The organism is Bacillus sp. cl96 (genome assembly GCF_900100505.1).
Lineage (GTDB): Bacteria > Bacillota > Bacilli > Bacillales > Bacillaceae_G > Bacillus_A > Bacillus_A cereus.
This window is the reverse complement of record NZ_FNDM01000007.1, coordinates 242,958-269,467: the sequence shown is the minus strand read 5'-3', so window position 1 is coordinate 269,467 and position 26,510 is coordinate 242,958. Positions and strand designations below refer to the sequence as shown.

Genomic DNA, 26,510 nt, shown 5'->3' with positions numbered 1-26,510 from the left:
TTTTATATGCAAAACAGATCAAGTTCAAATGTTACGTTTATTGATGTGTCTCATTGGGAAGGGAATATTGATTGGAATGCAGTGAAGGCATCTGGAATTCCAGCAGCGTATGCAAAAGCGACAGAAGGTGTAAACTACATTGATCCTACTTTTACTAAGAATGTACAAGCAGCACGAAATGCGAATGTATTAATTGGTGCATACCATTTTGCGCGCCCAGAACAAAATGATGCAATTTCAGAGGCAAAATATTTTGTGAGTATATTACAAAATAACCAGACAGACTTAATGCCAGTTCTGGATTTAGAATCACCAACAGATCCGAGTAACAGTAATTTAACTGGTAACGCTATATCGAATTGGGCAAGAAGCTTCATAAATTATGTGAAACAGGCTACTGGAAAAGATGTAATGTTATATACAGGAGTTTGGTATATTAATGAGTTCGGAATTAGCGGATTAAGTGATATACCGCTTTGGATTGCTAAATACTCGAGTACACCGCCTGCTGATGCTGGTGGATGGACAACGTGGACAGCGTGGCAGTACACAGATTCCGGACAAATTTCAGGCGTAGGAAATTGTGATGTATCAGCTGCAGTTTCATTAGAAGCTTTAAAAGGGAATGGAGCAAGTGGTGGAGGTAATGTTTCCCCGCCTAATAATGCAACTCCAGTGTACGGGGTTGCTATAATTAATGGAGATAATGTGAATTTGAGAAGTGGACCATCTTTGCAGTCTAGTGTAATTCGCCAATTGAATCGTGGCGAAACATATGAAGTTTGGGGAGAACAAGATGGATGGCTTTGTTTAGGGACAAATCAGTGGGTATATAATGATCCGAGTTATATTCAGTATAAACATTATGTGGCGACTATTACTGGTGATAATGTAAATTTGCGTGATGCTCCATCATTAAATGGAAATGTTATAAGACAGTTACATCATGGTGAATCGTATCGAGTATGGAGTAAGCAAGATGGATGGCTTTGCTTAGGGACAAATCAATGGATATACTATGATCCAAGTTATATTCAGTATGGTGTACAATAGAGTGAAAATAAAAGGTGCCTCGTCAGAGGTGCCTTTTATTAAAAATATACAACTTTTACAAAGTCTATATCGAAACCATAGTATACTATAATAGATATATTTATAAAAAATAATCGAAAATGAAATAAAGGGGTAAAAATATGAATTATGTGCTAATAGGTGCGGTTTTAATATTATTAGCTGTAGTATTTGTGCTGTTTTATAAAAATAAACAGTTAGAATCAGAGAGTCAGCAAGTAGAATTTGAAAAGAAACAAGCGATTGAAACGTATAAAAATGAAATTGCAGCTACGGTGATAGAGCATAAAGAACAACAAAATAATTTAAAAAATATGGAACAGAAAAAATACAATGATTTACAAGTAAGTGCAAATAGAGAAATTGAAAATATGCGTATGATGAAAAATCAATTAGCTGTGCAGCATAGTAAAGAACGTAGTGAAATGCAAAATAAACATAATAACGAAATACATATGTTTCAAAAACTAATTGCAAATCTACGAGAATATACTAAAAACGGCGCTGAAATGAATACGTACGAAACATTACATTATATGAAACGAGGATTCATAGAGCAAGGCACCATATTAGATGCTGAAATTCAAATCATGCCGAATGTTTTTATTAAAAATAATAGTGAAATAAACGATAATCGAATCCATCATCTCATCTTGTGCAAAACTGGTATTTATCTACTTGAGACGAAAGAATGGGAAGAGAAATTAATTCATGGTTTAACGAAAGAAAATGCTGGTATATATTCATTTATGATTGATGAAATGGGTAAGTATCAACAAGAAGTTGAAAAAGAAGAGACATTTGAATATATAGTAGGTAAAGATTCGTCAACTATACAAGTGAAAAATGAAGGGAATCCAGTATATAGGGCGAAGAAACTATCTCAAATTTTATACAGTGGTTTGAAAGAAATGCAGGCTAATAGTATAAAAGAAAAAGTAAAACCAGTTGTATATTTTTATAATAAAAATGGAAAAGAAATAGTAGACCTTTCTAGTGAGGAAACACCTAGATTAAAAGATCGGGAGCAAATTGTAACGTTCTTTAGAAATGAAATATTAGCAGGGGAAGTAGTATATACAGTGCAAGAATTAGAACAGATTCAAGAAATGATTAGCCGGATGAATTATATAGTGAGTTAAAAGGGGAGATCTTTCTGAACGCTATGCTACGTGGCATTTTGTATGTCTCTTTTTGTTTATATATAGTAATGTACATTGTATTTATATTCGTCATTGATATGGTCCATATACCCTTAAGTGTAAGGAGCATTTTTGTAGTATTCATACCATTTGTTTTATTAGTCATGATTCAAAGGGCTATTTTATATGTTTCTAAAAATCGTAATGAAGAATAGAAGCAAATGTTGGGGGGTTAATAGTAGCACTCATACCATTAATAGTGTGCACTGTACAACTAAGTGTAAATGAATATACATCAAAGTTTAATCAAAATAGATGGTTAAATCATGCAGATAAGCGGGTACATATGGTAGATGATCTATTACAAAAATATAAATTAAAAGGGAAATCAAATGAAGAAATTACACAATTGTTAGGAGCCCCAACGGAAACGAGAAGTGGGGGAGAAGGAGTTATCACTTTGTATTATCTTGGGACTGAACGTGGCTTTATCCCAATAGATAGCGAACAGCTTATTTTACAATTTGATAGAGATGGTAAAGTCATGGAATATACGGTGCATAAAGATTAAAGAAACGTGGAGGGAAGCTATATGTTATAGCTTCTTTTTTATTTTTCAATATGTCAAGGAAGGGGGAGAAGGTTTTTGAGTGGAATAAGGAATGAAAGCGGAGGTGATGCATATATATAGATGCATTGGGCGATTATTCGCCCGATTGGTGAGGGTTAATAATCAATAAGTACGGACAAAAACCCCACTGATGAAAGTTTCACTTTATCATATTGTATAAATGAAAAGGAGGTAAGACGGTGAAAGCAATCCCGACTGATGTCCTGAGTAAAGAATTGATGGAAAGAGAAGGAGTTATATCTATTACAGTAAAGGAATTTGAAAAAATAGAAGTAGCTGGAGTAGTAGTAGCTGGTCCAGCGGTTATTTTGATTAATCAAGATTAAGTACATATCATTGAAATAAAAAGCATCCATCTAGGATGCTTTTTATTTGTATGTAAGGATAAATATGATGGATAATTGTGTTACTGGAGGGAAAGTCTGTGGCAATTATTATAACAATGTTAGTAATGGGTATTTTATTAGGATTTGTTGGAGCTGGAGGAGCTGGGTTTATTATCGCGATACTCACTTTAGTATTTCATATTCCTATTCATGTTGCTCTTGCAACATCTTTAACTGCAATGGCGTTTACGACATTATCAGGTGTTGTCAGTCATTACCGTGAAGGTAATGTAGCACTTATTATAGGCGGGATTGTTGGGGGATTTGGCGCAATTGGCTCTTATATTGGTTCTAAATTTGGTTCACTTATACCAGCACATCTTCTTCATTGGTTTACAGCTGGGATGTTATTTTTATCGGCAATTTTTATGTTTATTAAATTAATTATGTTCCAAAACAAAGAACAGTCATCTTTATATAAGCATAAAGAGTTTTCCATGAACTACTTGTTGAAATGTATATGCCTTGGATTAGTTACTGGAATGATGGCTGGTTCATTTGGGATTGGTTCTGCACCGTTTATTCAGCTTGGATTAATGGTTCTATTGGGATTAACGATTCAGCAATCTGTAGGGACAACAATGCTTGTTATATTACCGATTGCAATTGGAGGCGGTCTAGGATATAGTTCGGAAGGATATTTAGATTATATATTGTTATTGCAAGTATTAATTGGGACCATGTTAGGGGCATATATTGGCGCGAAGTTTACAAATTATGCACCGCGAATGCTTTTGAGGTTTTCGATGATTATGACACCGGTTTTAGCTGGATGTATGCTATTGATGGAGTAAGGTGAAATTATAATAAGTAGGGGGTTACTGCTTACAAATAGCGGGATAAAATTAATATAGCAAACTATTAATATATTTTACGAATGAATTATGTAGGTAATTCATATTTCCCATATAAAAGGATTTGTTTTAATATTATGAGTGTAAAGTTCGAGTATTCGAAGTACTACTTGAATTATATCCCTATCCCTTTTCTAAAAATGCGAACAAGTTTTGCCCTATTCTATTCAATAGTTAATTGCATAGAAATATATTGTTCGATGACCATTATGGAACGTACATAATGGGAAAATCCCGATCCTTAAAGAGGATGCCCCTAATCTTCATGTGAAAATATGATCGGATAAGAAAGCTGACCAATTTATGGTCGGCTTTCTTTTTGTTCAAAAACAATTTTTTCTTTAATTTCTGTTTGTAATAATACAGTTTTTCCGAAGCGACGTTTGCATTCCGCACGCACTTTTTCAATGGCTAGTAGCTGAGTAGTCGCGGGAACTGTGACAATAGCTTGGCGAGCCTTTCGATTTTCTTCACAAAAGACACATTCCACAACATAATTAGAAATCATATTTTCATCCTTCCAGTTTTAATTTCTAAAAAAGGATTGTCTATGAAGTTGATGTAATTTTTCGTCATTGTTTTATTATTTTCCTCTTTTTTTCAAGGGGAAAATAAAAAAGAGGGCGAATTTTAGTAGGGGAGGGATGTTTATGGAGAGATGGATAGGTAGTGCAGCGGTATGTGTAAATGAAAGAAATGAAGTTTTAATGGTACTGCAGGGCAAAGAGGGAGAAGAAAAAAGATGGTCTGTCCCAAGTGGAGGACTTGAAAAGGGAGAGACAATAGAAGAATGTTGTATCAGGGAAGTTTGGGAAGAAACAGGTTACAATGTGGAAGTGGTAAATAAAATATATGAAAAAGAGGGTATTACATACGGTGTTCCAGTGTATGTCCATTATTATTTTGTTAAACAAATAGGCGGTAATATGAAAATCCAAGATCCTGATGAGTTAATACATGAAATTGCTTGGAAAGGGATACATGAAGTTGAACAATTGTGTTTAGCTTTTCCAGAGGATTATGAATTGCTGTGCCAATATATAGATAAAGAAGCAAGTATGTAAATACTTGCTTCTTTAATGTATCCAAGACAAGAAAAGCGGAACGATCACTAAACTAGCGCCTGCTGTTAAAAGCATGGATAAACTTGCAATTGTTCCTTCCACAGGACCGATTTCGAATGCTTTTGATGTACCGGTTCCATTTGCGCTCGTTCCTAACATAATACCTTTTGCGATTGCTGTTTTAATACGGCAAATACGTATGAGAGAAGGACCGAGCAATGCTCCTGTTAAGGCAGTTAAAACGACAAATACAGCAGTTAATTGTGACATACCACCAATCATTTCTGAAATAGCCATTGCGATTGGTGTTGTTACGATATGTGGCGCTAAACTATGTTCTAGTGATGAATCAATTTGAAAATAATTTGCTAGTAGTGCTGAAGTAATGACTGATAAAAACGAACCGACAATGACATTAAGTAAGATAGCCATTCCATGTTTCTTTAATAAATCAAAATATTTATAGATTGGCCATGCAAAAGCAACTGTTGCAGGCTTTAATAATTCAGTTAACCAGTGACCACCAGATTCATATGTTTCATAAGGTGTATCTAATCCGAGCAATAAAGCAATTAAAATAATGGGACAGACGAGAAGAGGAGAAAGTAGACTCCAATTCCAACGTTGGTACATTTTTTTTGATATCCAATATGTGAATAGTGTTAATAGTAAACAAAGAAATCCGATCATTGCGTTGATCCTTTCCGCTTTAGTAGCAATTCTGTTAAAAGTCCTGTAACTAAGGTAACGCAAAGAGTGCTAATCATAATAATTAAAATGAGATCGATTCCATATTGTGTTAGTGTATCTCTGTAACGTATGACAGCGACTGCAGAAGGGATGAAAAATAAAATAAGTTCTTTTAATAAAAAATCTGCTCCGTCCTGTATCCGTTCTTTCTTAACTAGGTTAAATTTTAACGAAATTAATAATAAAAAAATACCGATTATACTTCCTGGAACTGGGAGGTGTGCCTGTTTTGCAATCCATTCACCTGTCCAAGCGAAACAAAATAGTAACAAAATTTGTCCGCTTAACTTCCACCATTTCATACAGTAACCACCTCTTTCTTTTTTTACATAAAAATTGTAAAAAAGAATTAACAATTTCTACTATACGTTCATTCAAAATATTTGTCTAATATATAAATTATATGTTATTAATATATTAGACATATTAATCGAAAGTGAAAAGGGTGTCCAAAAATGGAATTACGGCATTTGCAATATTTTGTTGTTGTGGCAGAAGAGTTACACTTTGGACGGGCAGCTGCTCGTTTACAAATGACACAACCACCACTTAGTCAACAAATACAGCAATTAGAAAAAGAAATGGGAGTTACATTATTTTCAAGAACGAAAAGAAAGGTTGAACTAACAGAAGCAGGAGAAATGTTTTTAAAAGAAGTAAAAAAAGCGTTTGAACAAATTGAAAAAGCAGTAGAAGTTGCACAAAGTGCGCAAAGGGGAGAAGTAGGATCACTTTCAATTGGTTTTGTAGGTGCGGCGATATATGATATTTTACCATCAATTGTTAGGGAATATAGAAAGAAATTTCCGAGAGTGTCTGTTGCATTACATGAATTGTCAACACCAGATCAAGTTCATGCACTTCATGATAATCGTATTGATATTGGCTTTTTACGTCCACCAATTCCAACACAATTATTAGAATTAGAGCCAATTCAAAGGTTATCTTGTACCTTATGTTTACCAAAGGCACATCCACTTGCAGAGAAAGATGAAATACATATAGAAGATTTACGAGATGAGCCGTTTGTATTTATTACGAGACCAGTATGGCCAGCTTTGTATGATACAATTTTATCTCTTTGCAGAGAAGTTGGATTTAGTCCACGTATTGTACAAGAAGCAACAGAGTATCAAACAGTTATGGGGCTTGTAGCGGCAGGGATTGGAATTACAGTAATACCCGTATCGGCAAATAAGTTATATAAAACAGAAGTTGTATATAAAGAATTATATGATTCTAATTTTGTGGCAGAAATGTCAGTGGCTTACAAAAAAATGAATAGTAATCCAGAGTTGCTAGAGTTTTTAAAAATTGCAAGAGAGAAGAAAAGAATAGAAGTAGAAGATGAGTAATAGTAGTAACAGAAAATGAAGTTAATTCAGATTTATAAAAGTACACCTTGTTAAACAATAAAGCGGAAGTGCAACTTAAGTTGCATTTCCGCTTTATTGTTCTTTTTTTAGCTCGATACTAAATAGATAAACGTGTTCATTTTCTTTTAAGAGTAAATCAATACCTTTGTCTTCGTCAATTGTAGGGACGCTTACAGTTTCTTTACTTGTTTGGATTACAGCAGCTAAAATTGTTTTTTGATTGTATTTTAAATTTTTTATAGATTGGATTGTAGTAGTTGCGGAGCTATTTACGCTTGGTGGTGCTTCTTCATGAACAAGCGTTGAAGCACCTTCAATATTCATATACCACTGCCTTTTTTCTTGTATATCTTTATCGAATTGGAAATGTGGTGGTAAAAAAGAAAGCTTTACTTTCTTTTTTGAAAAATGTGAGGTAGCTATATTAGCAATTTCTTTTGTTTTTTTACCATTGTTATAATAATCAATTGTAGCATTTATTTCATCTTTATCATTTTTAAGCGTAACGTTATAAAACATGCTATTTCCTTCTTGAAAAGGAGTCATTTGTAAAATAGAAGCTTGCTCTTTTGTTAATTTGTATGGCTCAACAATGGCAACTTCATTGTTTTTTATTTGGCTACAACTTGTGAGTAATAATAAAAACAAGATTGATAGTAATTTTATACGCATGCAATCTCCTCCTTTTTACAATTATATTCTAAATGTGATTTTTTATCATTTCGTTTTCTAGGACTAAAGACTTAGAAGAAATTCCGATTGTAGTGCGATGTTTAAAATGTCATATTTTTATACACTAGTAGTATAGAATGCGTATGTAATAAGGTAGGGGAAGAATTTTATGTCTTTATGTCGGTTAGCGAGAAAAAATATTAGAACATTTGCTACCAAAAGGATGAAGCAATTTATGTGGATTGCTATGAGTATTATGATTTTGTTTTTTATGATATCGTTACAATTTAATGAAGGAGCTATTTTGAAAGTAGGGGATGCATTTGTATTTCAAATGTATTTTTACACACTGTTTATTGTACTAATTTTCATATGTATTTTTACTACATATAAAATGATGTACTCCCTTTTGCTAGTGAGGAGAGAGGAGTTTACATCTTATGTAGCAGAAAATATAAAAAGAAAAGAAGTACTATGTTTATTATGTCAGGAGCAATTATTCATTTATGGAGCAGCGTTTGTTTTTGGATTAGTTAATGGGATGTTATTTTTAAAATTATTTACGATTATCTTTATAAGAATAGCAGGAATACAAGGGATAAGTAGTGCACCGATTACAATATATGCAATAGTAGTAGTGAGTGTAATTATGATTGTTATCCTTCTATTATCGATGGTGCAATGTTTTCGATTTGTTCAAAGTTTACAAGATAAAAATTCGTTGCATTTCAAGAAAAAGGCATGAGAAATCATGCCTTTTTCCATTTTACACATAAAAATAATCATGTTACAGTGAAAAGACCTGACAAAGAATGGGAAGGAAAGGTTGTATAGAATGACAAATGAACAATCAATTGTAAAAGTCGATCGGTTAACGAAGCGAATCGGATCAAAGACACTTGTACAAAATATTAGTTTTGAAGTGAAAAAAGGCGAGGTTGTCGGTTTACTCGGACCAAACGGTGCTGGAAAAACGACTTTAATGAGAATGATGGTTGGTATGATCCGTATGACAGAAGGTGAAGTATGGATTGATGGTCAATCTGTGAAACAGCAATTCGAAAAAACAGCTGCGAAAATTGGAGCGGTAATTGAGACACCTGAATTTTATCCTTTTTTGAGCGGCTATGAAAATTTAACATATTTCGGACGAATGAATGGTAATGTGACCGAAGAACGTATCGATGAAGTAGTGAAATTGTTAGGGATGGGACAAGTAATTGATCGCAAAGTAAAAGCGTATTCACTCGGCATGAGACAACGTTTAGGAATCGCTCAGGCACTTATTCACGATCCAGACGTGTTGATACTAGATGAACCGACAAATGGATTAGACCCTAGTGGAATACATGAAATGAGAATGTACATAAAAAAAATTGCACATGAACAAGGAAAAGCTGTACTTGTATCAAGTCACTTACTTTCAGAAGTTGAATTAATGTGTGACAGAGTTATCATTATTCAGCACGGGGAATATGTGGCTACGCAAAATATTCAGCATAGCCAAAGCGAAGAGATGGAGACGATCCGTATACGTGTAGATGATGCGAATAAAGCAGCAGAAATATTAGGGCATGATGTTTTAGTAAAAGATAATGAATTACTTATTAATGTAAAAGATGAAGAAATCCCAAATGTTATTCGTACATTGCTTGAGAAAAATATTCAAGTGTATCGTGTATATGAAGAAAGAAAAACGTTAGAAGAGCAATTTTTAGAATTAACAGGGGGAAAAGATATTGTTTAATTTAGTATATAACGAACTGTATAAAATATTTAAGCGGAAGCGAACGATTATTCCATTTGCAGTTATTGCAGTATTAATAATCGGATTAGGATGGGTTACGGTAAAGTATTTTGAACCGGAAACAAAAGGATGGAAAGTAGATTATACAGAACGAACTGTAGAAATTGAGAAAAAGCTTGGCATGAAAAAAGAAGCTATTTTAGCAGAAAAATCAGGGGATGAGCTTGTAAAAGAATACCAGCTTAAGATGAAGCATTTAGATACGGATACAGCACCGGCAAGCAGTTCTCCACTTTCTTTCATGAGAGATACAGGTTTTATCGTATTTCCAATTTTGCTCCCATTTATCCTCGTGTATGCAAGTACAATTTTTGCGAATGAATATAGCTGGGGAACATATAAATTTTTAACGATACGACCAGCGAGTCGCTTTAAAATTTTAACAGCAAAATTTTTAGCAATCGTTATATTTGCAGCTTTATTATTTATATTTAATATGATCTTCTCCGCTTTATGTGGACTTGTTATTTATAAATTCCAACAGCCTGCATGGAGTGAGTTTATTTTCCAAGATGGAAATATAATAAAACAAAACATTTTTGTAGAAGCAAGTAAATATTATGTTTTATCGTGGTTACCAACGGTTGTGTACGCATCGTTTGCATTTATGATTTCTGTGTTAACGAGATCTAGTGGAGGTGCAATTGGTATTTCACTATTCCTTGCTTTATCAGGCAATATTGCGTTATTAGCAGCCACTAGATATAACTGGGCGAAATATTTATTGCCAGCAAACACAGATTTATATAGTATTTCAAAGAACGGAAGTTTTATTGATGGAGTAACATTCCCGTTTGCATCATGTATGTTGCTACTTTATTTGTTCGTATTTTTATGTATTTCATATACTGTGTTTTTAAAACGTGATTTAACTTAATAAAAAAAGCCGTTCAGGGTGCTGAGATGCACTTTGAACGGCTTTTTTTATGAGAATTGTTTAAGTGCTCTTTCGGCTAGTAAAGCAAAGTATTCTGCACTTATAGGCAGTGCCTCTTCATTAATTGTAAAAGCAGGATGATGCCATTCATGTGTACCGCTCGTTCCCATAAAGACGAATGAACCTGGTATTTCCTGTTGGTAAAATGAGAAATCTTCTCCAGCCATTGATAGACTAGGCGAGATGATATTAAGATTCATCTTTGTGGCAACTTGAGTAGATAAGTCCGAAAGAGCTTTATCGTTGTGAACAGCAGGAGGACCTGAATAAAAACGGAATTTCGTTTTTACACCTAATGCATCAGATACACCTTTAATAATACGCTCCATGAGTGCTGGAATCTTTTCACGTGTTTCAGCTTGGAACGTGCGAATCGTTCCTTCTAACGTAGCTTTTTCAGGAATTACGTTCCACGTATTTCCTGCGTGAATATTTGTAACACTAACAACCGCATTATGAGATGAACTTATATTTCGGCTTACAATTGTTTGCAGTGCCATCACAATTTGAGAGGATGCGACAATAGGATCTACGCCAGCATCTGGTACAGCCGCGTGTGTACCAACTCCGTGAATTTCAATTTCAAATCGATCAACTCCAGCCATCAGTGGACCATCTTTAATGCCAATTGTACCTACTGGTAAATCAGGTTTATTATGCATGCCGAAAATCGCTTGCACATTACGTAAATGTCCAGCATCAATAACTTTGCAAGCGCCATTACTACTTTCTTCAGCTGGTTGGAATATGAAGCGAACCGTTCCATTTAGGGAAGATTCTGTTTCTTTTAATAAGAAAGCAGTACCTAAAATGGCAGCTGTATGAAAATCGTGTCCACAAGCATGCATTTTTCCTCGTACTTTAGATGCATAGGACAAATGTGTTTCTTCTTGAATAGGAAGGGCATCAATATCAGCACGAACTGCTACAATTGGCCCGTTTTTATTACCAGACACTTCAGCGATAATTCCTGTTTCTAAATTGGAGTCAATGATAGTAATGTTTTTTTCTTCTAACCAATTTTTTATTGCTTTTGTTGTTTCGAACTCTTCATATGATAGTTCTGGATACTCATGTAAATGTCGACGGATGGAAATAAGTTTTTCTTTTAGTTGATTTGAAATAGATACCATGTAGTATGCCTTCTTTCTTCAGCAAAATATTTATCATAAGTATACAACAATAAAAGAGAGGATTCTCAAATGAAAATCCTCTCTCGTTTATCCCGTATTAATGGGCAGTCCGATTGGTTCAACTAATTAAAGTTTCGCTTTATGCTGCGACTTTTTTATGCGTATGATGTTTACGATAACGTCCACGCATTGCGTATGCAATTTGCGGGATTGCAATCCCGATTAAAATAAGTGATACACCGAACCATTGTGAAGATAGTACAGCCTCTTTTAAAACGAATACGGACATAATTGTTGTAACTGGTAGTTCCGCTGCACCAAGAATAGTTGCTAAGCCAGAACCGATTTTTGGAATACCGATTGTAAAGGCAATAGATGGAATTACGATACTAAATGTTCCTAATCCTAAACCGTATTTCCAAAGACCTTGAGAAATGGCACCATTAAAAATAAATGTTGGTGGGAATACAATCATGACTAAAGTTAAAGCACCAGTCATTAAGAGAACACCGCGCGGTAATGAAGGTACTTCAACAGCAACTTTTCCGCTCACGAAAATGTATGTTGCGAATGTAACAGCAGATAATAAACCTAAAATGATCCCAGTCGTATCGAAAGCACCTGCTGATTGTTCAAGTAAACCACTTGATAAAAATGTCCCTACAAGTAAGAAAATAACAGAAATAACTTTTTCTCTTGAAGGTAATGTTTTTGTTGCGACTGCTTCAATGATAATTCCGACCCAAACAAATTGGAATAAAAGAATAATTGCAATAGAAGCTGGTACAGTTTTTAATGAAGCATAATAAAAAATTCCGGTAAAACTTGCAGATGTTCCTGCAACGAATAAAAGTAATGCTTGCTTTAAAGGAACGCGATGTCTAGAAAATAGAAGTGTAATAGCAAGCAAAATAATCCAACCGAACAAATATTGGCTGCCAATTACCTCTCCAAGTGAAAATCCTTCTGCATATGCAAGCTTAACAAAAATAGCTAAAATTCCATAACTACACGCTCCTAATAAAACTAAAAGAGAATAACGAAGCATGAAAAATTCCTCCCATCTATATGAAGTTGTTCCGTATCGAAAATATATAACTAGAGGGAAGTATACAAAATTAGAAATAAAGGGTCAAATGAAAGAAAAGTATGACATTTTATAGAATAATAATAAAAGTATGATATTTATGCATAATCTTGAAATTATTAATAGTAGAAGTATTATAAAATCAACTTTGCATTGTATAGAGCCAGCATTTGAAAAAAATATTTTTTAAACCAATATGTATATAGACGTACTAGTAACGTGCTAATTATTTGAGAAACTATGTTACCTTTGTTATGGTAATGACAATTAAAGGAGTTTTCATAATCCATTTGAGTTTTTTCTATATAATAGAAGGAAATGAAAACGTTTTATTAGAAACTGTGAGGAAGTACGGTTTTTCTTATTGCCACGTTGTAAAAGTGATTTCACGAATTGTTCATAGTATTTTTATGTGTTTTTGTTACAATATTTAGGGAGAGGAGTGGAATGATGCAAGATATTAGTATTTTTTTAGCGTTTGGCGCCGGGTTCTTATCATTTATTTCCCCATGTTGCTTACCGCTTTATCCGGCATTTTTATCGTACATAACAGGTATGTCGGTTTCTGAATTGAAAGAAGAAAATGCAATGCTTCGCAAAAGAAGTATGATACATACAGCGTTTTTCTTACTTGGATTTTCAATTATATTTATTGCAATTGGATTTGGTACAAGTTTTATTGGAGGAATCTTTACTGACTATAAAGATTTAATCAGACAGTTAGGTGGTATATTTATCATCGTGTTCGGCTTAATTATTGTCGGGGTGTTTAAGCCGAAATTTTTAATGCAAGACCGTAAATTTACATTTAAAAATCGTCCAAGTGGCTATTTTGGATCAGTACTAATTGGATTAGCCTTTGCAGCAGGGTGGACGCCATGTACCGGACCAATTCTAGTGTCCGTAATTGGATTAGCAGCAACAAACCCAGAATCAGCAATGATTTACATGATTGCTTACATACTTGGATTTGCTATCCCGTTTTTCGTACTGTCATTCTTTATTACGAAAATGTCTTGGATTAAAAGAAATAGTATGGCCTTCATGAAAGTCGGAGGATATATTATGATTGTTATGGGGGTCTTCCTATACTTTAACTGGATGACGAAAATTATCGTATATTTCTCAAGTTTATTTGGTGGTTTTACCGGTTTTTAGTATTATTCTGCGAAAATGTTGGAAATACTAACGGAAAAGCATATAATGAAAGTATATTTTGCATATAGCCACAAAAAAGGATGAGAAAATATGAACATAGTTCTTTTATCAAGTATCGTTGCTGTTTGTATGGCTGTCGGTGCGATGTTTATTCGTTTAAAAGCAGCTAAGAAACCTGCAACATTGAAAAAAATTATACTTCCGCCATTTTTTATGAGCACGGGAGCATTGATGTATGTTTTTCCTGAATTTCGATTAACTCCAGCGGAAATGTTAGAAGCAATTGGCGTCGGTTTGTTTTTCTCTATTTTTCTTATTAAAACATCTAAATTTGAAATTAGAGGACAAGAGATTTATTTGAAGCGTTCCAAAGCCTTTGTTTTTATATTAATTGGATTACTTGTAGTGCGGATTGTATTTAAAACATACTTAAGCCAATCTCTTGATTTAGGACAACTTAGTGGCATGTTCTTTTTACTTGCGTTCGCGATGATTGTGTCATGGAGAATTGCAATGTATCGTTCCTTTACGAAATTACAGAAGGAAATGGAAAAAGAAGATGGTTTTTATAATGAAAAAGATATGAAGCTAACTTAAAAACTGTATATGTACCAAATAAAAAGACAGCGTCAAAGGCGCTGTCTTTTTTATCGAAAATAATATGAAGTTACTTTGCGAGTAAAGATCGATAGTTAGAATAATCAATCTTTTTTTCTTGTAGTTTTTTAATTAAAAATTTATGATCACGCTTTGGTGTGGCAATGATATATCCTTTAATAATTAAGTCTTGTGTAATTTGAGAGGCATTTTCTTGTAATGCAAGTTCCCCGATTTTTCCAGCAATCTTTGATTTTGCAACATCGCGAAATAGTTCTGGAACAGGACTTACAAGCTCTTCTAACAATTGTTTTTGTTCGTCAGCCCATAGATGTCTCGTTTTATTTATGTAGTGTTCTTCCCAATCTAAAATGGACATGCCGTCTTCTTTTGGTAAACGTTTTAAAAATTTTCTGAACATAAAGTATCCACCGATAGACATAAGACCTAATAAAATAACCGTCCATAATACAATGAACCAACTGAACCATCCTTCGAGCAAGCATATCCCCCCTTAATGATAGCGGTTTTCTTTTATTCATATTATATACAGTGAGATTCATAGAAAGCAAGAACGCTTGGTCATTTTGACCAAGCGTTATCATTTAAACAAAGTATAGTTGTTCCACATGTAAATTATTATTATCATCTTCTACATATTCAATGATTAATGTGCCAACTTTACGATCTTTATCTTCAGTTGTGAAAATAGAGTAAGAAGTAAAACGTGTTTTTGATAGGCCGCTTATGTGTGTAGGTAAAGAAATGTAGTCGTTATCGCGGAAGAATTCCATCAGTTCAATATCCTCAAATTCTTTTCGGTCAACTTGTTTGTTTGTATAGCGGCGTTGAAGTTGTTTTAAAGATTCATTCCAAGAAATTGCTTTTGTGTCGTATACCATTGTTCTATCTCCTTACTGTATGTAATTATTAAGAACATACGTTCTAATCTAGTATACTCTTTTTATTAGAAAAGGGAAAGCAAAAAATAATGTAAGCTTGGATTTCCAAGCTTACATTATTGATGCGTCCGTCATAATCTCTATTTTTCATTATAAGTTAGATAAGAATAAGAAACAAGATGATATATATAATGTTGATAGTTTTCAAGATTCTGTATATTATAGTTTTACTAAAGCGCAAGGGAATGAGAGGAATGGCATATGTAATTTCACTCCAAGGACCGATGGCAAGCGGAAAAACGACATTGGCTAAAAGGTTAGAGCGATGTGGGTTTTCAGTTATATATGAAAATCCTTATCCAATTGTAGAAAAGCGAAAGCGATTAAAGTTGGATATGAATTCAAAAGAAGGGTTTATAGCAAATCAAAAAATGTTTATAGAAGCTAAAATAAAAGATTTTCAAAATGCAAAAGGTTCAGTCGTGATTTTTGATCGTGGGCCAGAAGACATCGAATTTTATACACTTTTTTACCCAATGGTTATAGGGAAAGAGTGGGATATAGAAAATGAATTGAAAGATGAATTATATAAATTAAGAGAATGCCGTTCGGATGCTATTTTTTATTTGGATGTATCAGAAAGTAATTTATATGATAGAAAAAATAATGATAGAACAAGAAACAGAAGTACATTTGAGGAGCAATTTAAATTAGCAGAAACTGAAAAAGACTGGTATAAACAATTTCCTGTAACTTATGTGGACACAAATAGATTAACAGTTGACGATTTAGAGGTATATTTTATGGACTGGTTAAAGGAGAGAGGGCTATGAAAAAAATACTTTTATTTGTATACCCAACATTTGCGGAGTTTGAAATAACAGTAGCGACGGCATTGCTGAAAAATAAATTTGAAATCATTACAGCGGGCTTAACAAAAGAATTGATTATAAGTGAAACAGGTTTGCAAGTGCAACCACATATAGAAGTAAGTGAAGTACGTGTAGATGAGTATGAGGGGGTACTTATTCCAGGTGGAGAAGAAGTACAGTTGAAAGATGCGAAATCTCTTTTTTCAGTCATTCGTCAATTTCACGAACAAGAAAAATTAGTGGCGGCAATTTGTGCTGGACCGTATGCGCTAGCAAAAGCAGGGTTATTTAAAGGGATTTCTTATACTGCGACTATAGATTATCAAAAATTCGATTGTTTTCCAGTAGAAAATTTCGTGTATGAAGAAGTTGTGCAACACTCAAATATCATTACAGCACAAGGGCATGCATTTGTACCATTTGGAATAGCGATTGCCTCTTATTTTGGAGTGGCAGACGAACATAATACAGATTTTTATTGTGGTAAAGGCAATGTAGTAATGGAGAAACTTTTACGAGAAAACGTGTAAAAGCTAGCAAATGCTAGCTTTTTTACACCGATAAATTACTAACGTTTTTGGATCGCGCCATATACCGTTATGGAGCGATAATTCCTTGTTGATTTCTTCTGTTAGCCATTCTTTCATCTCGGCTTGAAGATACATATTATCGGGTATATTTAACGATGGAAACATGCTGGAAATATAGTTTACTATTGGGGTAGCATGATGAAAAACGAGCGCATTATGAATAACTGTTTCTTCAACCGTTGGAAAAGCAGATGCTACTATCTCTTTACCATTTTCTAAACAAAATGGAGAGACTGCTGGTGATGTTTTCGGTAGATCAAATGCGTCAAGCATGTTGTTACACATTTCAACTATACGAGGTAATGAAACTTTAGAATTTGTTGTAGCTAAAAGTGTTCCGCCAGAACGAATGACTTTATAAAAGCCTTCAATTGTTTTTTCAACATCTTTCACATGGTATAACATATGTCTTGCAATTATTAGGTCATAACAATTTGTTTCGAAAGGAAGTTTACTAGCGTCCCCTCGTTTCCATTCTATTAAGTTATTTATTTTAGCAGCTTCAGCAAGCATAGCTTTGGATTGATCAAACCCGGTTAATGGGCCTTTATGACCATTTGTTTGTAAAAGGGAAAGGAATTTTCCACTAGCGCACCCAACCTCTAATATGTTTTCATCCCCTTGAAGGTGTAAATGTTCAATGACGATCTTATCTAAATCTACGTGTTTTTCTTCGTAATGTGTATGTGTGTCGATGCGTGTTTGTAAATGGTTGCTAACGTTATATTGTCGTTTTACATCATTCATTTTGTCACATTCCACCTTTGTGCAAAATTGTTGGATTGCATGTGTTAATACATCTGTTTTCTTTAAACCTTCGTAATGGAGTGCTGATTCAAACCTTTCAAGTAATTTCTCTTCAATTCGAAAATGAATATCTTTTCGTTTTGTCACTGAAATTTCGCCCCTTTGCATCTGTTAGTGAGACTATAGCACGTCTGGAAATTTTGTGTAAATCATTTGTGTACACAAAATTAGGGGGATGAAAAAAATGTTTGAATATGATTTTAAACTATTGACGATTTAACCGTTTTCATATATTCTTAAATTAAGTAATATTCAAATAATTCAAAAGAAATGAGAGAGTCACATGCTTCTTCAAGGAACACATCGAATTGGTCGTATGGCCATGCTGTTGGCACTTGCGGATGAGAATGAAAGTCCTGTATTATCCATTCCAAAAGGTTGGAAGTATTGTACGGGGAAAGTGGGTTCGATGAATTCGCAAAAGGTTGTCGCAGCAATGGAAACAGCGGCTAAAAGCAACCAAGTTATTGAAACAGACGTTTACAGAGAAACACATGCACTTTATCATGCAATTATGGAAGCTTTGTACGGAGTGACGAGAGGTCAAATTCAGTTAGCAGACGTTCTTCGTACAGTAGGACTTCGTTTTGCGATTGTGCGCGGTACACCATACGACGGGAAAAAAGAAGGCGAATGGGTTGCTGTTGCATTATATGGAACGATTGGTGCACCTGTAAAAGGATCTGAGCATGAGGCGATTGGTTTAGGAATTAATCACATATGATTTGCCCATAGTCTATTAGTTAGAAGGGGGCCTTACTTTTTTAGGACAGAAGTCTGTCTTAAAAAGATAAGGTCCCCTTTTGCCTTTTTAAGGAGGAAAAATGATGATTACGTTAACAGGACATACATTGACAGTTGAAGAAATGAAGAGGTTATTACTGGAAGGAGAAGGTGTAACAGCTTGTCCAACTAGTATGCAAAAGGTAGCGGAGTGCCGCGAAGTAGTTGAGAAAATTGTAGAGGACGGAAAAGTCGTTTACGGTATTACAACTGGATTTGGAAAGTTTAGTGATGTGCTTATCCAAAAAGATGATGTAAAGGCACTTCAACATAATTTAATTCAGTCACATGCATGTGGGATAGGTGATCCATTCCCGGAAGAAGTATCGCGCGGAATGTTAATTTTACGAGCGAACACGATGCTTAAAGGAGTATCAGGCGTAAGGCCGCTTGTTGTAAATATGCTTCTTGAGTTTGTAAATCGTAAAATTCATCCAGTCGTTCCGCAACAAGGTTCACTTGGTGCAAGTGGAGATTTAGCACCTTTATCTCATCTTGCGCTCGTATTATTAGGCGAAGGTGAAGTGTTCTATAAAGGGAAACGCGTTCATGCAATGGTTGCTCTTACAGAAGAAGGGCTTGAGCCAATTGAACTTGAAGCGAAAGAAGGTCTTGCGTTAATTAATGGTACGCAGGCGATGACAGCACAAGGAGTTCTTTCTTATATAGAAGCAGAAGCAACGGCGTATCAAGCTGAACTAATTGCTTCGATGACAATTGAAGGGTTACAAGGCATTATTGATGCATTTGATGAAAATGTTCATAAAGCACGTGGCTATAAAGAGCAAGTGGATGTAGCAAGCAGAATTCGTGACATTCTTCATGATAGTAAGTTAACAACAAAACAAGGAGAACTACGTGTACAGGATGCCTATTCACTTCGTTGTATCCCGCAAGTACACGGTGCTTCTTGGCAAGTTTTGAATTATGTGAAAGAAAAATTAGAAATTGAAATGAATGCCGCAACAGATAATCCGCTAATCTTTGATGGCGGGGAAAAAGTAATTTCAGGTGGTAATTTCCATGGTCAACCGATTGCATTTGCGATGGACTTCTTAAAAGTAGGAATGGCGGAACTTGCAAACATTTCAGAGCGTCGTATTGAGCGTTTAGTAAATCCGCAGTTAAACGATTTACCGCCATTTTTAAGTCCAGAACCAGGACTTCAGTCTGGTGCAATGATTATGCAATATGCTGCAGCGTCACTAGTTTCTGAAAATAAAACGTTAGCACATCCAGCGAGTGTTGATTCAATCCCGTCATCAGCTAACCAAGAAGATCACGTAAGTATGGGAACAATCGCTTCACGTCATGCACATCAAATTATTCAAAATGTAAGACGTGTTCTTTCAATTGAAATGATTTGTGCGATGCAAGCGGCAGAATATCGTGGAATTGAAAACATGAGTACAGTGACGAAGAGCTTCTACCATCAAGGGCGTCAGCAAGTACCATCTATTACAAATGATCGCATCTTCTCAACGGATATTGAAAATATTGCACATTGGTTAAAAACGAATTATTCGATAAAAGAAAGATTGGATGTAAACGCAGCACTATAAAATGAGAAAAGGGAGAGATTGAAATGGAAAAAGTACAACAAACAATTCGCGCACCAAGAGGTACAGAGTTACAAACGAAAGGGTGGGTGCAAGAAGCTGCACTTCGTATGTTAATGAACAATTTAGATCCGGAAGTTGCTGAAAAACCAGAAGAATTAGTTGTGTATGGCGGAATTGGCCGTGCAGCTCGTAACTGGGAAAGCTATCAGGCGATTGTAGATTCATTAAAAACGTTAGAAAGCGATGAAACGTTACTTGTTCAATCAGGAAAACCAGTTGCCATTTTTAAATCACATGAAGATGCACCTCGCGTTCTGTTAGCGAACTCAAACTTAGTACCAAAATGGGCAAACTGGGATCACTTCCGAGAACTAGAGAAAAAAGGTCTTATGATGTACGGACAAATGACAGCTGGTAGCTGGATTTACATTGGAACACAAGGGATTCTACAAGGAACATATGAAACATTTGGTGAAGCAGCTCGTCAACATTTCGACGGTTCATTAAAAGGTACATTAACACTTACTGCTGGTTTAGGTGGTATGGGTGGTGCACAACCTCTTGCTGTAACGATGAACGGCGGTGTTGTCATTGCTATTGATGTTGATAAGCGTAGCATCGATCGTCGTATTGAAAAGAGATATTGTGACATGTATACAGAATCATTAGAAGAAGCGTTAACTGTTGCGAACGAGTATAAAGAGAAGAAAGAACCAATTTCAATTGGCTTGCTAGGAAATGCGGCAGAGATTTTACCAGAACTAGTGAAGCGTGATATTACGCCAGATTTAGTTACAGATCAAACATCTGCTCATGATCCATTAAACGGTTATATTCCAGTAGGTTACACATTAGAAGAAGCAGCGAAACTTCGTGAAAAAGATCCAGAACGTTACGTACAATTATCAAAAGAAAGTATGACAAAACATGTGGAAGCGATGCTTGCGATGCAAGAAAAAGGTGCAATTACATTTGATTATGGAAATAACATTCGCCAAGTTGCTTTCGATGAAGGTTTGAAAAATGCTTTCGATTTCCCAGGATTCGTTCCAGCATTTATTCGTCCATTATTCTGTGAAGGAAAAGGCCCATTCCGCTGGGTAGCACTTTCTGGTGATCCAGAAGATATTTATAAAACAGACGAAGTAATTTTACGTGAGTTCGCTGATAATGAACATTTATGTAACTGGATTCGTATGGCACGTCAACAAGTTGAGTTCCAAGGACTTCCATCACGTATTTGTTGGTTAGGTTACGGTGAGCGTGCGAAATTTGGTCGCATCATTAATGAAATGGTTGCAAATGGTGAATTATCAGCACCGATTGTTATTGGTCGTGACCATTTAGATTGCGGATCAGTAGCATCTCCAAACCGTGAAACAGAAGCGATGAAAGACGGTAGTGATGCAGTAGCTGACTGGCCAATTTTAAATGCATTAATTAATAGTGTAAACGGTGCGAGCTGGGTATCTGTTCACCACGGTGGTGGCGTTGGTATGGGTTATTCACTTCATGCGGGAATGGTTATCGTTGCAGATGGAACAGAAGCAGCAGCAAAACGTATTGAGCGCGTATTAACTTCTGACCCTGGTATGGGTGTTGTTCGTCACGTGGATGCAGGGTATGACTTAGCTGTGGAAACTGCGAAAGAAAAAGGCGTTAATATTCCAATGATGAAATAAGGAGGAGAAAAACATGCTGGACACTTTACTAATAAATATCGGTCAATTGCTAACAATGGATCAAGAAGATGGCTTGTTAAGACGGGAAGCGATGAATACGCTTCCTGTTATCGAAAACGGTGCGGTTGGAATTGAAAATGGTGTAATCACTTTCGTTGGAACAGCAGAAGAAGCAAAAGGACTTCAGGCGAAAGAAGTTATTGATTGTGGCGGGAAAATGGTTTCTCCTGGTCTTGTTGACCCGCATACTCACCTTGTATTTGGTGGATCTCGTGAAAATGAAATTGCACTAAAACTACAAGGAGTTCCGTACTTAGAAATTTTAGAACAAGGCGGAGGCATTCTTTCAACTGTAAATGCAACGAAACAGGCGTCGAAAGAAGAACTTGTTCAAAAAGCGAAATTCCATTTAGACCGTATGCTATCTTTCGGAGTTACAACTGTAGAAGCGAAGAGTGGTTACGGATTAGATGATGAGACAGAATGGAAACAATTAGAGGCAACTGCACAATTACAAAAAGAGCATCCCATCGATTTAGTTTCTACATTTTTAGGTGCTCATGCAGTTCCGAAAGAATATAAAGGTAGATCGAAAGAATTTTTACAATGGATGTTAGACCTACTACCAGAAATGAAGGAGAAGCAATTAGCTGAATTCGTTGATATTTTCTGTGAAACAGGTGTGTTCTCTGTTGAAGAGTCGAAAGAGTTTTTATTAAAAGCGAAAGAGCTTGGCTTTGACGTGAAAATTCATGCAGATGAAATTGATCCTCTTGGTGGTGCGGAAGCAGCGGCTGAAATTGGTGCAGCATCAGCCGACCATTTAGTTGGTGCTTCTGATAAAGGAATTGAAATGCTTGCAAACTCTAATACAGTAGCCACTTTATTACCAGGAACAACTTTCTATTTAAATAAAGAAAGCTTTGCCCGCGGTCGTAAAATGATTGATGAAGGTGTTGCAGTTGCGTTAGCTACAGACTTTAACCCAGGTAGCTGTCCAACTGAAAACATTCAGCTTATTATGAGCATCGCAATGTTGAAGCTGAAAATGACACCAGAAGAAGTTTGGAACGCGGTAACAGTTAACTCTTCTTATGCTATTAACCGAGGCGATGTAGCTGGGAAAATTAGAGTTGGTCGTAAGGCAGATTTAGTTTTATGGGATGCTTACAATTATGCTTACGTACCGTATCATTACGGCGTAAGTCATGTAAATACAGTATGGAAGAATGGTAATATCGCATATACAAGAGGTGAACAATCGTGGAGCACGGCCACTATTTAAAGAAGAATGCAAAGTTTATCGATCGTGAAGTGACGAAATGGAGTGAAATGATTAAAGATTGGGAGGAAGGCGTGGAAATATTCGGTGCTGCCTTAATTGGAGCACCCCTTTCTAAACCATCTATTAGTCATTCAGGAGCAAGTTTTGCGCCAAAAACGATTCGTGCGATGTTGGATGCATATAGCACATACGCAATTACAGAAGAACATGATATGAAAGAAAGTGTCTTATATGATTGCGGCGATATTACGATGCATGTGACGGATATAAAAGAAAGTCATAACCGAATTGCGAAAACAGTTGGTCATGTAACGAAAGTAAATCCGAACATGATACCAATCGTTCTTGGCGGGGATCACTCAATTAGTTTTCCGAGTATAACAGGATTTGCAAACAGTAAAGGAAAGGTCGGGATTATTCAATTTGATGCCCATCATGATTTACGTAATTTAGATGATGGTGGTCCGTCAAATGGTACTCCGTTCCGTAGTTTACTAGAAAATGATATTATTACAGGAAAACAACTCGTTCAAATCGGAATTCGTAATTTTTCAAATGCACGAGCGTACCATGAATATGCAAAAGAACACGGTGTGACAGTTTATACAATGAAAGATGTACGAGAGCGAGAAATCAAAGATATTATTATAGAAAGTATTGAAGTATTAAGAAAGCAAGGCGTGACCTCTATTTACATTTCTCTTGATATGGATGTACTAGATCAAGCATTCGCACCAGGTTGTCCAGCAATCGGTCCTGGTGGAATGGACAGTGCGACTTTACTGGATGCGATTGAATTTCTTGGTAAAGAACCTCTCGTTCAAGGGATGGATATTGTAGAAATTGATCCAACCCTTGATTTCAGAGATATGACGAGCCGAGTAGCTGCGCAAGTGATTATGAGTTTTCTTTTGGCGAGGGAAACGGTTAGTAAGCAAGTTAGTATATAGACGGAAAAGTAGATCTTTATTTATGCCTTAACAAAAACACATCACTACTTAAATGTAGTGATGTGTTTTTGTATTAAAAGAGAATGAATGTGTGTGGAACCGTTAATGGAATTGCGATTTTTATAGTGTATTGTATAAATTTAATTTCTTGCTTCTGAAGTGTTGACGTGTAAAATAATTATATGATAAAATAAAAATTTTGCTAAAAAACTAAAAGTATGTTAAGCTTGAGAAGGTTACCATATATGGAGGTGGATTATTTGTTTCAAATTGGCGATAACATTGTTTATCCAATGCAGGGAGCAGGTATAATTAAAGCCATAGAAGAGAAGGAAATCTCAGGAGAAAAACAACAGTATTATGTTATAAAAATGTCGGCTAGTAATATGGAACTAATGATTCCAGCAGGGAGAATATTGAATTCGAATATACGTCCAGTTACGGATATAACCGCATTAGCACACATAATGGATATTTTTCAACATGGGGAATCAGATAGATTACTTACATGGAAACAAAGGTATAAATTGAACACTGATAAAATAAAGACGGGTAAAATGCAAGAAGGTGCTGAAGTTGTGCGTGATTTAATGCGTATACAGAAAGAAAAAGCACTTAATGCAAGCGAAAAGAAGATGTTAGATAACGCATATGAATTTTTGATTAGTGAACTGGGATTAATTGAAGGTATCACAGAAAATCAGATAAAAAGCTTTTGTTAAGGTTCATTACAAATAATGTATTATATCCCAAAAAAGATCTTGAATTTTTTGGGAACATAATTATAGAAAATTTATCATTTCAAAGACATTCAACTCTTTCAAACCACTTTTAGAGCATTACCTCTATTGTTATTACTACAATCAAATCCATTTTTATTTTTTAATTTCATTTATGAATGTTCGAAGTTTAATTGAATACTTCGATAAAATAGTTACTTGATTTTTGCAATCCTGATTCACACTGGCACGGACGAGGAGCCGTAAGGATGAAAGAGAGGTAGGGCTTTCATTGTTTTAGGTATATAAGTTATTATTTTTAGAAGAATACTGAACCATTTTCACTTCTATTGATAAGGTGTTTTTTTATTAAAGAGATAAACGAATTGACAGCCATATATGGTCAACAAAAAAGGTTTCCTCCTAAGGAAACCTTTTTAATATTATTTATAGCATTTTATTTTTTGGATATTCGAATTTTTTATTGTAAAGTCGTAAAAATTGACGTTACTATCTAAAAGTAAGTATGATGCGATTATAGTAAGATTTTTTAGGGGGAAGAAAAATGACAAGTTCAAGTAATAAAGCAGCGAGTATTTATGAAGGAACAAATGTAAATGCTGGGGGATTTTTTGAAAACGTTGAAGAAACAAAGTTGTTTGATCCAATTCAAGTTGGAGCTTGGTCTCTTCGTAATCGTATAGCGATGGCACCGATGACAAGATGCTTTGCAGATAATGAGACTGGAGTAGTTGGTGCGGATGTAGTGGAGTACTACAGAAAACGTGCTGCAGATGGAATTGGACTAATTATTACAGAAGGAATTGTCATTAGTCCGAGAGCAAAAGGAAACCCAGGAGTACCAGGTATTTATACACAAGAACAAATCGATTCTTGGAAACCTGTTACAGAGGCGGTACATAAAGAAGGCGGGACGATTATTGCTCAAATATGGCATGTTGGGCGTATGAGTCATCATGAAATAATTGGTGGTCAAATGCCACAAGCGCCGTCGGCTATCGCTGCAGAGGGAAATGTTCCACGCTTTCGTAAACCGTTTGATACGCCAGAAGCAATGACGTTAGAAGAAATACAAGAAGTGATCGGGCAATACGCACAAGCTGCGAAAAATGCGATCGAAGCTGGATTTGATGGAGTAGAAATTCACGGTGCACACGGATATTTAATCGATCAATTTACGTATGAGTTTGCGAATAAGCGAACAGATAAATATGGCGGTGATTTAAAACAAAGGTTAACGTTTATGAAAGAAGTAACGGCGGCTGTAATAGAAGCTGTTGGAGCTAATAAAACACTTCTTCGTTTCTCTGCTTTCAAAGGTGATAATCCTACTTATATGTGGGAAAACCCTGAGTTTGCAATTGAAACGTTCATAAATATGTTTAAAGAGGTTGGGTTAACGATGATCCATCCTTCAACGATGAATTATACCCAAGAGATTGCTGACGGAAAGAATTTTCATCAACTAGTAAGAAAATATTGGGATGGTACGATTGTTGGGGTTGGTAATTTAAATCCGAAAGAGGCCGAAGAAGCGTTGCAAGAAGGAACGATTGATGTAGCGGCATTCGGAAGACCGTTAATTGCTAATCCAGACTTTGTTCATCGAATTAAACACGCTGAAAGTTTAGTTGAATATGACGCGAAAGAGCATCTTGCTACGTTAGTATGA

Annotated in this window: 30 protein-coding genes and 1 pseudogene; 22 read left to right on the top strand and 9 right to left on the bottom strand. The window is 35.4% G+C overall.

Annotation, left to right across the window (positions count from 1 at the left end; translation table 11 throughout):
* The first annotated feature begins 6 nt into the window (after positions 1 to 6).
* From BLT20_RS17715 to BLT20_RS17695, 5 genes and pseudogenes are all read left to right on the top strand, one after another.
* Positions 7 to 1,053: a GH25 family lysozyme gene (locus BLT20_RS17715; protein WP_001181398.1), complete on the top strand. Its 1,047-nt coding sequence runs from the start codon at positions 7 to 9 to the stop codon at positions 1,051 to 1,053.
* A gap of 140 nt (positions 1,054 to 1,193) precedes the next feature.
* Entirely contained in the window at positions 1,194 to 2,213 is a 1,020-nt protein-coding gene (locus tag BLT20_RS17710) for an NERD domain-containing protein (RefSeq protein WP_001110280.1), read from the top strand.
* Positions 2,214 to 2,236: 23 nt separating this feature from the next.
* Positions 2,237 to 2,784: pseudogene (locus tag BLT20_RS17705) on the top strand (hypothetical protein).
* A gap of 239 nt (positions 2,785 to 3,023) precedes the next feature.
* On the top strand, positions 3,024 to 3,170 hold the full coding sequence (locus tag BLT20_RS17700) for a BC1881 family protein (RefSeq protein ID WP_000644411.1): 147 nt from the start codon (positions 3,024 to 3,026) through the stop codon (positions 3,168 to 3,170).
* A gap of 98 nt (positions 3,171 to 3,268) precedes the next feature.
* A complete protein-coding gene (locus tag BLT20_RS17695; RefSeq protein WP_000974659.1) occupies positions 3,269 to 4,024 on the top strand; it encodes a sulfite exporter TauE/SafE family protein in 756 nt (251 codons plus the stop codon).
* A 361-nt stretch (positions 4,025 to 4,385) separates the two neighbouring features.
* Here BLT20_RS17695 and BLT20_RS17690 read toward each other — a convergent pair whose 3' ends face one another.
* A complete protein-coding gene (locus BLT20_RS17690; RefSeq protein WP_000625222.1) occupies positions 4,386 to 4,592 on the bottom strand; it encodes a DUF3903 domain-containing protein in 207 nt (68 codons plus the stop codon).
* A gap of 142 nt (positions 4,593 to 4,734) precedes the next feature.
* Between BLT20_RS17690 and BLT20_RS17685 the strand changes: the two genes are divergently transcribed.
* The gene (locus BLT20_RS17685; RefSeq protein WP_000442980.1) at positions 4,735 to 5,148 is read left to right on the top strand and encodes an NUDIX hydrolase; all 414 of its coding nucleotides are present in this window, start codon (positions 4,735 to 4,737) and stop codon (positions 5,146 to 5,148) included.
* A gap of 12 nt (positions 5,149 to 5,160) precedes the next feature.
* Here BLT20_RS17685 and BLT20_RS17680 read toward each other — a convergent pair whose 3' ends face one another.
* Both BLT20_RS17680 and BLT20_RS17675 read right to left on the bottom strand, forming a co-directional pair.
* Positions 5,161 to 5,838, bottom strand: a complete 678-nt coding sequence (locus BLT20_RS17680; protein WP_000578954.1) for an LrgB family protein — start codon at positions 5,836 to 5,838, stop codon at positions 5,161 to 5,163.
* Entirely contained in the window at positions 5,835 to 6,200 is a 366-nt protein-coding gene (locus tag BLT20_RS17675; RefSeq protein WP_073339689.1) for a CidA/LrgA family holin-like protein, read from the bottom strand. The genes BLT20_RS17680 and BLT20_RS17675 overlap by 4 nt, the downstream gene beginning before the upstream one ends.
* A gap of 153 nt (positions 6,201 to 6,353) precedes the next feature.
* Here BLT20_RS17675 and alsR point away from each other — a divergent pair, with 153 nt between their 5' ends.
* The gene (gene alsR, locus BLT20_RS17670) at positions 6,354 to 7,253 is read left to right on the top strand and encodes an acetoin biosynthesis transcriptional regulator AlsR (RefSeq protein ID WP_000423234.1); all 900 of its coding nucleotides are present in this window, start codon (positions 6,354 to 6,356) and stop codon (positions 7,251 to 7,253) included.
* A 93-nt stretch (positions 7,254 to 7,346) separates the two neighbouring features.
* Here alsR and BLT20_RS17665 read toward each other — a convergent pair whose 3' ends face one another.
* Positions 7,347 to 7,946 (bottom strand): hypothetical protein, encoded by a 600-nt coding sequence (locus BLT20_RS17665; RefSeq protein WP_001220617.1) that lies wholly within the window; start codon positions 7,944 to 7,946, stop codon positions 7,347 to 7,349.
* Between the two features lie 169 nt (positions 7,947 to 8,115).
* Here BLT20_RS17665 and BLT20_RS17660 point away from each other — a divergent pair, with 169 nt between their 5' ends.
* The 3 genes from BLT20_RS17660 (at position 8,116) to BLT20_RS17650 (ending at position 10,630) form a co-directional block, all read left to right on the top strand.
* Positions 8,116 to 8,691, top strand: a complete 576-nt coding sequence (locus BLT20_RS17660; RefSeq protein WP_000050618.1) for a hypothetical protein — start codon at positions 8,116 to 8,118, stop codon at positions 8,689 to 8,691.
* Between the two features lie 90 nt (positions 8,692 to 8,781).
* The gene (locus tag BLT20_RS17655; RefSeq protein WP_000180622.1) at positions 8,782 to 9,693 is read left to right on the top strand and encodes an ABC transporter ATP-binding protein; all 912 of its coding nucleotides are present in this window, start codon (positions 8,782 to 8,784) and stop codon (positions 9,691 to 9,693) included.
* Positions 9,686 to 10,630: an ABC transporter permease gene (locus BLT20_RS17650; protein ID WP_000482759.1), complete on the top strand. Its 945-nt coding sequence runs from the start codon at positions 9,686 to 9,688 to the stop codon at positions 10,628 to 10,630. Before BLT20_RS17655 ends, BLT20_RS17650 begins: the two co-directional genes overlap by 8 nt.
* Before the next feature lie 47 nt (positions 10,631 to 10,677).
* Here the strand turns inward: BLT20_RS17650 and BLT20_RS17645 are convergent, their stop codons facing one another.
* Together BLT20_RS17645 and BLT20_RS17640 are read right to left on the bottom strand one after the other, a co-directional pair.
* Positions 10,678 to 11,823, bottom strand: coding sequence for a M20 peptidase aminoacylase family protein (locus tag BLT20_RS17645; protein ID WP_000253680.1), 1,146 nt, complete (start codon positions 11,821 to 11,823; stop codon positions 10,678 to 10,680).
* Positions 11,824 to 11,962: 139 nt separating this feature from the next.
* Positions 11,963 to 12,871, bottom strand: coding sequence for an EamA family transporter (locus BLT20_RS17640; protein WP_000947043.1), 909 nt, complete (start codon positions 12,869 to 12,871; stop codon positions 11,963 to 11,965).
* Between the two features lie 323 nt (positions 12,872 to 13,194).
* Here BLT20_RS17640 and BLT20_RS31340 point away from each other — a divergent pair, with 323 nt between their 5' ends.
* The 3 genes from BLT20_RS31340 (at position 13,195) to BLT20_RS17625 (ending at position 14,665) form a co-directional block, all read left to right on the top strand.
* Positions 13,195 to 13,344 carry a peptidase T gene (locus BLT20_RS31340; RefSeq protein WP_071732505.1) on the top strand — a complete coding sequence of 50 codons (150 nt, stop codon included), beginning with the start codon at positions 13,195 to 13,197 and terminating at the stop codon, positions 13,342 to 13,344.
* Between the two features lie 16 nt (positions 13,345 to 13,360).
* Positions 13,361 to 14,068, top strand: coding sequence for a cytochrome c-type biogenesis protein CcdA (gene ccdA, locus BLT20_RS17630; RefSeq protein WP_001152676.1), 708 nt, complete (start codon positions 13,361 to 13,363; stop codon positions 14,066 to 14,068).
* Positions 14,069 to 14,158: 90 nt separating this feature from the next.
* Positions 14,159 to 14,665 carry a CcdC family protein gene (locus BLT20_RS17625; RefSeq protein ID WP_001028439.1) on the top strand — a complete coding sequence of 169 codons (507 nt, stop codon included), beginning with the start codon at positions 14,159 to 14,161 and terminating at the stop codon, positions 14,663 to 14,665.
* Between the two features lie 70 nt (positions 14,666 to 14,735).
* Here BLT20_RS17625 and BLT20_RS17620 read toward each other — a convergent pair whose 3' ends face one another.
* Positions 14,736 to 15,167 carry a DUF2621 domain-containing protein gene (locus BLT20_RS17620; protein ID WP_000889373.1) on the bottom strand — a complete coding sequence of 144 codons (432 nt, stop codon included), beginning with the start codon at positions 15,165 to 15,167 and terminating at the stop codon, positions 14,736 to 14,738.
* Between the two features lie 103 nt (positions 15,168 to 15,270).
* Positions 15,271 to 15,567: a hypothetical protein gene (locus BLT20_RS17615; protein WP_000262401.1), complete on the bottom strand. Its 297-nt coding sequence runs from the start codon at positions 15,565 to 15,567 to the stop codon at positions 15,271 to 15,273.
* Between the two features lie 254 nt (positions 15,568 to 15,821).
* On the opposite strand from BLT20_RS17615, the gene BLT20_RS17605 reads away from it, so the two are divergent.
* Complete coding sequence (locus BLT20_RS17605) at positions 15,822 to 16,400, top strand: ATP/GTP-binding protein (protein ID WP_000332129.1); 579 nt, start codon at positions 15,822 to 15,824, stop codon at positions 16,398 to 16,400.
* A complete protein-coding gene (locus BLT20_RS17600; RefSeq protein ID WP_000722200.1) occupies positions 16,397 to 16,969 on the top strand; it encodes a DJ-1/PfpI family protein in 573 nt (190 codons plus the stop codon). Before BLT20_RS17605 ends, BLT20_RS17600 begins: the two co-directional genes overlap by 4 nt.
* A 3-nt stretch (positions 16,970 to 16,972) precedes the next feature.
* Here the strand turns inward: BLT20_RS17600 and BLT20_RS17595 are convergent, their stop codons facing one another.
* Positions 16,973 to 17,923, bottom strand: a complete 951-nt coding sequence (locus tag BLT20_RS17595) for a class I SAM-dependent methyltransferase (RefSeq protein WP_000166762.1) — start codon at positions 17,921 to 17,923, stop codon at positions 16,973 to 16,975.
* A gap of 196 nt (positions 17,924 to 18,119) precedes the next feature.
* Here BLT20_RS17595 and hutP point away from each other — a divergent pair, with 196 nt between their 5' ends.
* The 7 genes from hutP to BLT20_RS17560 all read left to right on the top strand — a co-directional run bounded on the left by hutP (position 18,120) and on the right by BLT20_RS17560 (position 26,510).
* Positions 18,120 to 18,560 carry a hut operon transcriptional regulator HutP gene (gene hutP / locus BLT20_RS17590; RefSeq protein WP_000926516.1) on the top strand — a complete coding sequence of 147 codons (441 nt, stop codon included), beginning with the start codon at positions 18,120 to 18,122 and terminating at the stop codon, positions 18,558 to 18,560.
* Between the two features lie 103 nt (positions 18,561 to 18,663).
* The gene (gene hutH / locus BLT20_RS17585; protein WP_000631874.1) at positions 18,664 to 20,181 is read left to right on the top strand and encodes a histidine ammonia-lyase; all 1,518 of its coding nucleotides are present in this window, start codon (positions 18,664 to 18,666) and stop codon (positions 20,179 to 20,181) included.
* A gap of 23 nt (positions 20,182 to 20,204) precedes the next feature.
* Complete coding sequence (hutU, locus tag BLT20_RS17580) at positions 20,205 to 21,863, top strand: urocanate hydratase (protein WP_000416944.1); 1,659 nt, start codon at positions 20,205 to 20,207, stop codon at positions 21,861 to 21,863.
* Positions 21,864 to 21,876: 13 nt separating this feature from the next.
* Positions 21,877 to 23,148, top strand: a complete 1,272-nt coding sequence (hutI, locus tag BLT20_RS17575) for an imidazolonepropionase (RefSeq protein WP_000887529.1) — start codon at positions 21,877 to 21,879, stop codon at positions 23,146 to 23,148.
* Positions 23,127 to 24,098, top strand: a complete 972-nt coding sequence (hutG, locus tag BLT20_RS17570; RefSeq protein ID WP_000399834.1) for a formimidoylglutamase — start codon at positions 23,127 to 23,129, stop codon at positions 24,096 to 24,098. The genes hutI and hutG overlap by 22 nt, the downstream gene beginning before the upstream one ends.
* Before the next feature lie 260 nt (positions 24,099 to 24,358).
* Complete coding sequence (locus tag BLT20_RS17565; protein ID WP_170317877.1) at positions 24,359 to 24,820, top strand: CarD family transcriptional regulator; 462 nt, start codon at positions 24,359 to 24,361, stop codon at positions 24,818 to 24,820.
* A 562-nt stretch (positions 24,821 to 25,382) separates the two neighbouring features.
* Complete coding sequence (locus tag BLT20_RS17560) at positions 25,383 to 26,510, top strand: alkene reductase (RefSeq protein ID WP_000204582.1); 1,128 nt, start codon at positions 25,383 to 25,385, stop codon at positions 26,508 to 26,510.

What these genes read in the sequence shown, in the direction of transcription:
- BLT20_RS17625 (WP_001028439.1), top strand. Translation starts at nt 14,159, where the DNA reads ATGAACATAGTTCTTTTATCAAGTATCGTTGCTGTTTGTATGGCTGTC.
- hutU (WP_000416944.1), top strand. Translation starts at nt 20,205, where the DNA reads ATGGAAAAAGTACAACAAACAATTCGCGCACCAAGAGGTACAGAGTTA.
- BLT20_RS17655 (WP_000180622.1), top strand. Translation starts at nt 8,782, where the DNA reads ATGACAAATGAACAATCAATTGTAAAAGTCGATCGGTTAACGAAGCGA.
- hutH (WP_000631874.1), top strand. Translation starts at nt 18,664, where the DNA reads ATGATTACGTTAACAGGACATACATTGACAGTTGAAGAAATGAAGAGG.
- BLT20_RS17710 (WP_001110280.1), top strand. Translation starts at nt 1,194, where the DNA reads ATGAATTATGTGCTAATAGGTGCGGTTTTAATATTATTAGCTGTAGTA.
- BLT20_RS17605 (WP_000332129.1), top strand. Translation starts at nt 15,822, where the DNA reads ATGGCATATGTAATTTCACTCCAAGGACCGATGGCAAGCGGAAAAACG.
- BLT20_RS17690 (WP_000625222.1), bottom strand. Translation starts at nt 4,592, where the DNA reads ATGATTTCTAATTATGTTGTGGAATGTGTCTTTTGTGAAGAAAATCGA.
- hutI (WP_000887529.1), top strand. Translation starts at nt 21,877, where the DNA reads ATGCTGGACACTTTACTAATAAATATCGGTCAATTGCTAACAATGGAT.
- BLT20_RS17665 (WP_001220617.1), bottom strand. Translation starts at nt 7,946, where the DNA reads ATGCGTATAAAATTACTATCAATCTTGTTTTTATTATTACTCACAAGT.
- BLT20_RS17660 (WP_000050618.1), top strand. Translation starts at nt 8,116, where the DNA reads ATGTCTTTATGTCGGTTAGCGAGAAAAAATATTAGAACATTTGCTACC.
- BLT20_RS17560 (WP_000204582.1), top strand. Translation starts at nt 25,383, where the DNA reads ATGACAAGTTCAAGTAATAAAGCAGCGAGTATTTATGAAGGAACAAAT.
- BLT20_RS17675 (WP_073339689.1), bottom strand. Translation starts at nt 6,200, where the DNA reads ATGAAATGGTGGAAGTTAAGCGGACAAATTTTGTTACTATTTTGTTTC.
- BLT20_RS17615 (WP_000262401.1), bottom strand. Translation starts at nt 15,567, where the DNA reads ATGGTATACGACACAAAAGCAATTTCTTGGAATGAATCTTTAAAACAA.
- BLT20_RS17640 (WP_000947043.1), bottom strand. Translation starts at nt 12,871, where the DNA reads ATGCTTCGTTATTCTCTTTTAGTTTTATTAGGAGCGTGTAGTTATGGA.
- ccdA (WP_001152676.1), top strand. Translation starts at nt 13,361, where the DNA reads ATGCAAGATATTAGTATTTTTTTAGCGTTTGGCGCCGGGTTCTTATCA.
- BLT20_RS17645 (WP_000253680.1), bottom strand. Translation starts at nt 11,823, where the DNA reads ATGGTATCTATTTCAAATCAACTAAAAGAAAAACTTATTTCCATCCGT.
- BLT20_RS17600 (WP_000722200.1), top strand. Translation starts at nt 16,397, where the DNA reads ATGAAAAAAATACTTTTATTTGTATACCCAACATTTGCGGAGTTTGAA.
- BLT20_RS17680 (WP_000578954.1), bottom strand. Translation starts at nt 5,838, where the DNA reads ATGATCGGATTTCTTTGTTTACTATTAACACTATTCACATATTGGATA.
- alsR (WP_000423234.1), top strand. Translation starts at nt 6,354, where the DNA reads ATGGAATTACGGCATTTGCAATATTTTGTTGTTGTGGCAGAAGAGTTA.
- BLT20_RS17685 (WP_000442980.1), top strand. Translation starts at nt 4,735, where the DNA reads ATGGAGAGATGGATAGGTAGTGCAGCGGTATGTGTAAATGAAAGAAAT.
- BLT20_RS17715 (WP_001181398.1), top strand. Translation starts at nt 7, where the DNA reads ATGCAAAACAGATCAAGTTCAAATGTTACGTTTATTGATGTGTCTCAT.
- hutP (WP_000926516.1), top strand. Translation starts at nt 18,120, where the DNA reads ATGCTTCTTCAAGGAACACATCGAATTGGTCGTATGGCCATGCTGTTG.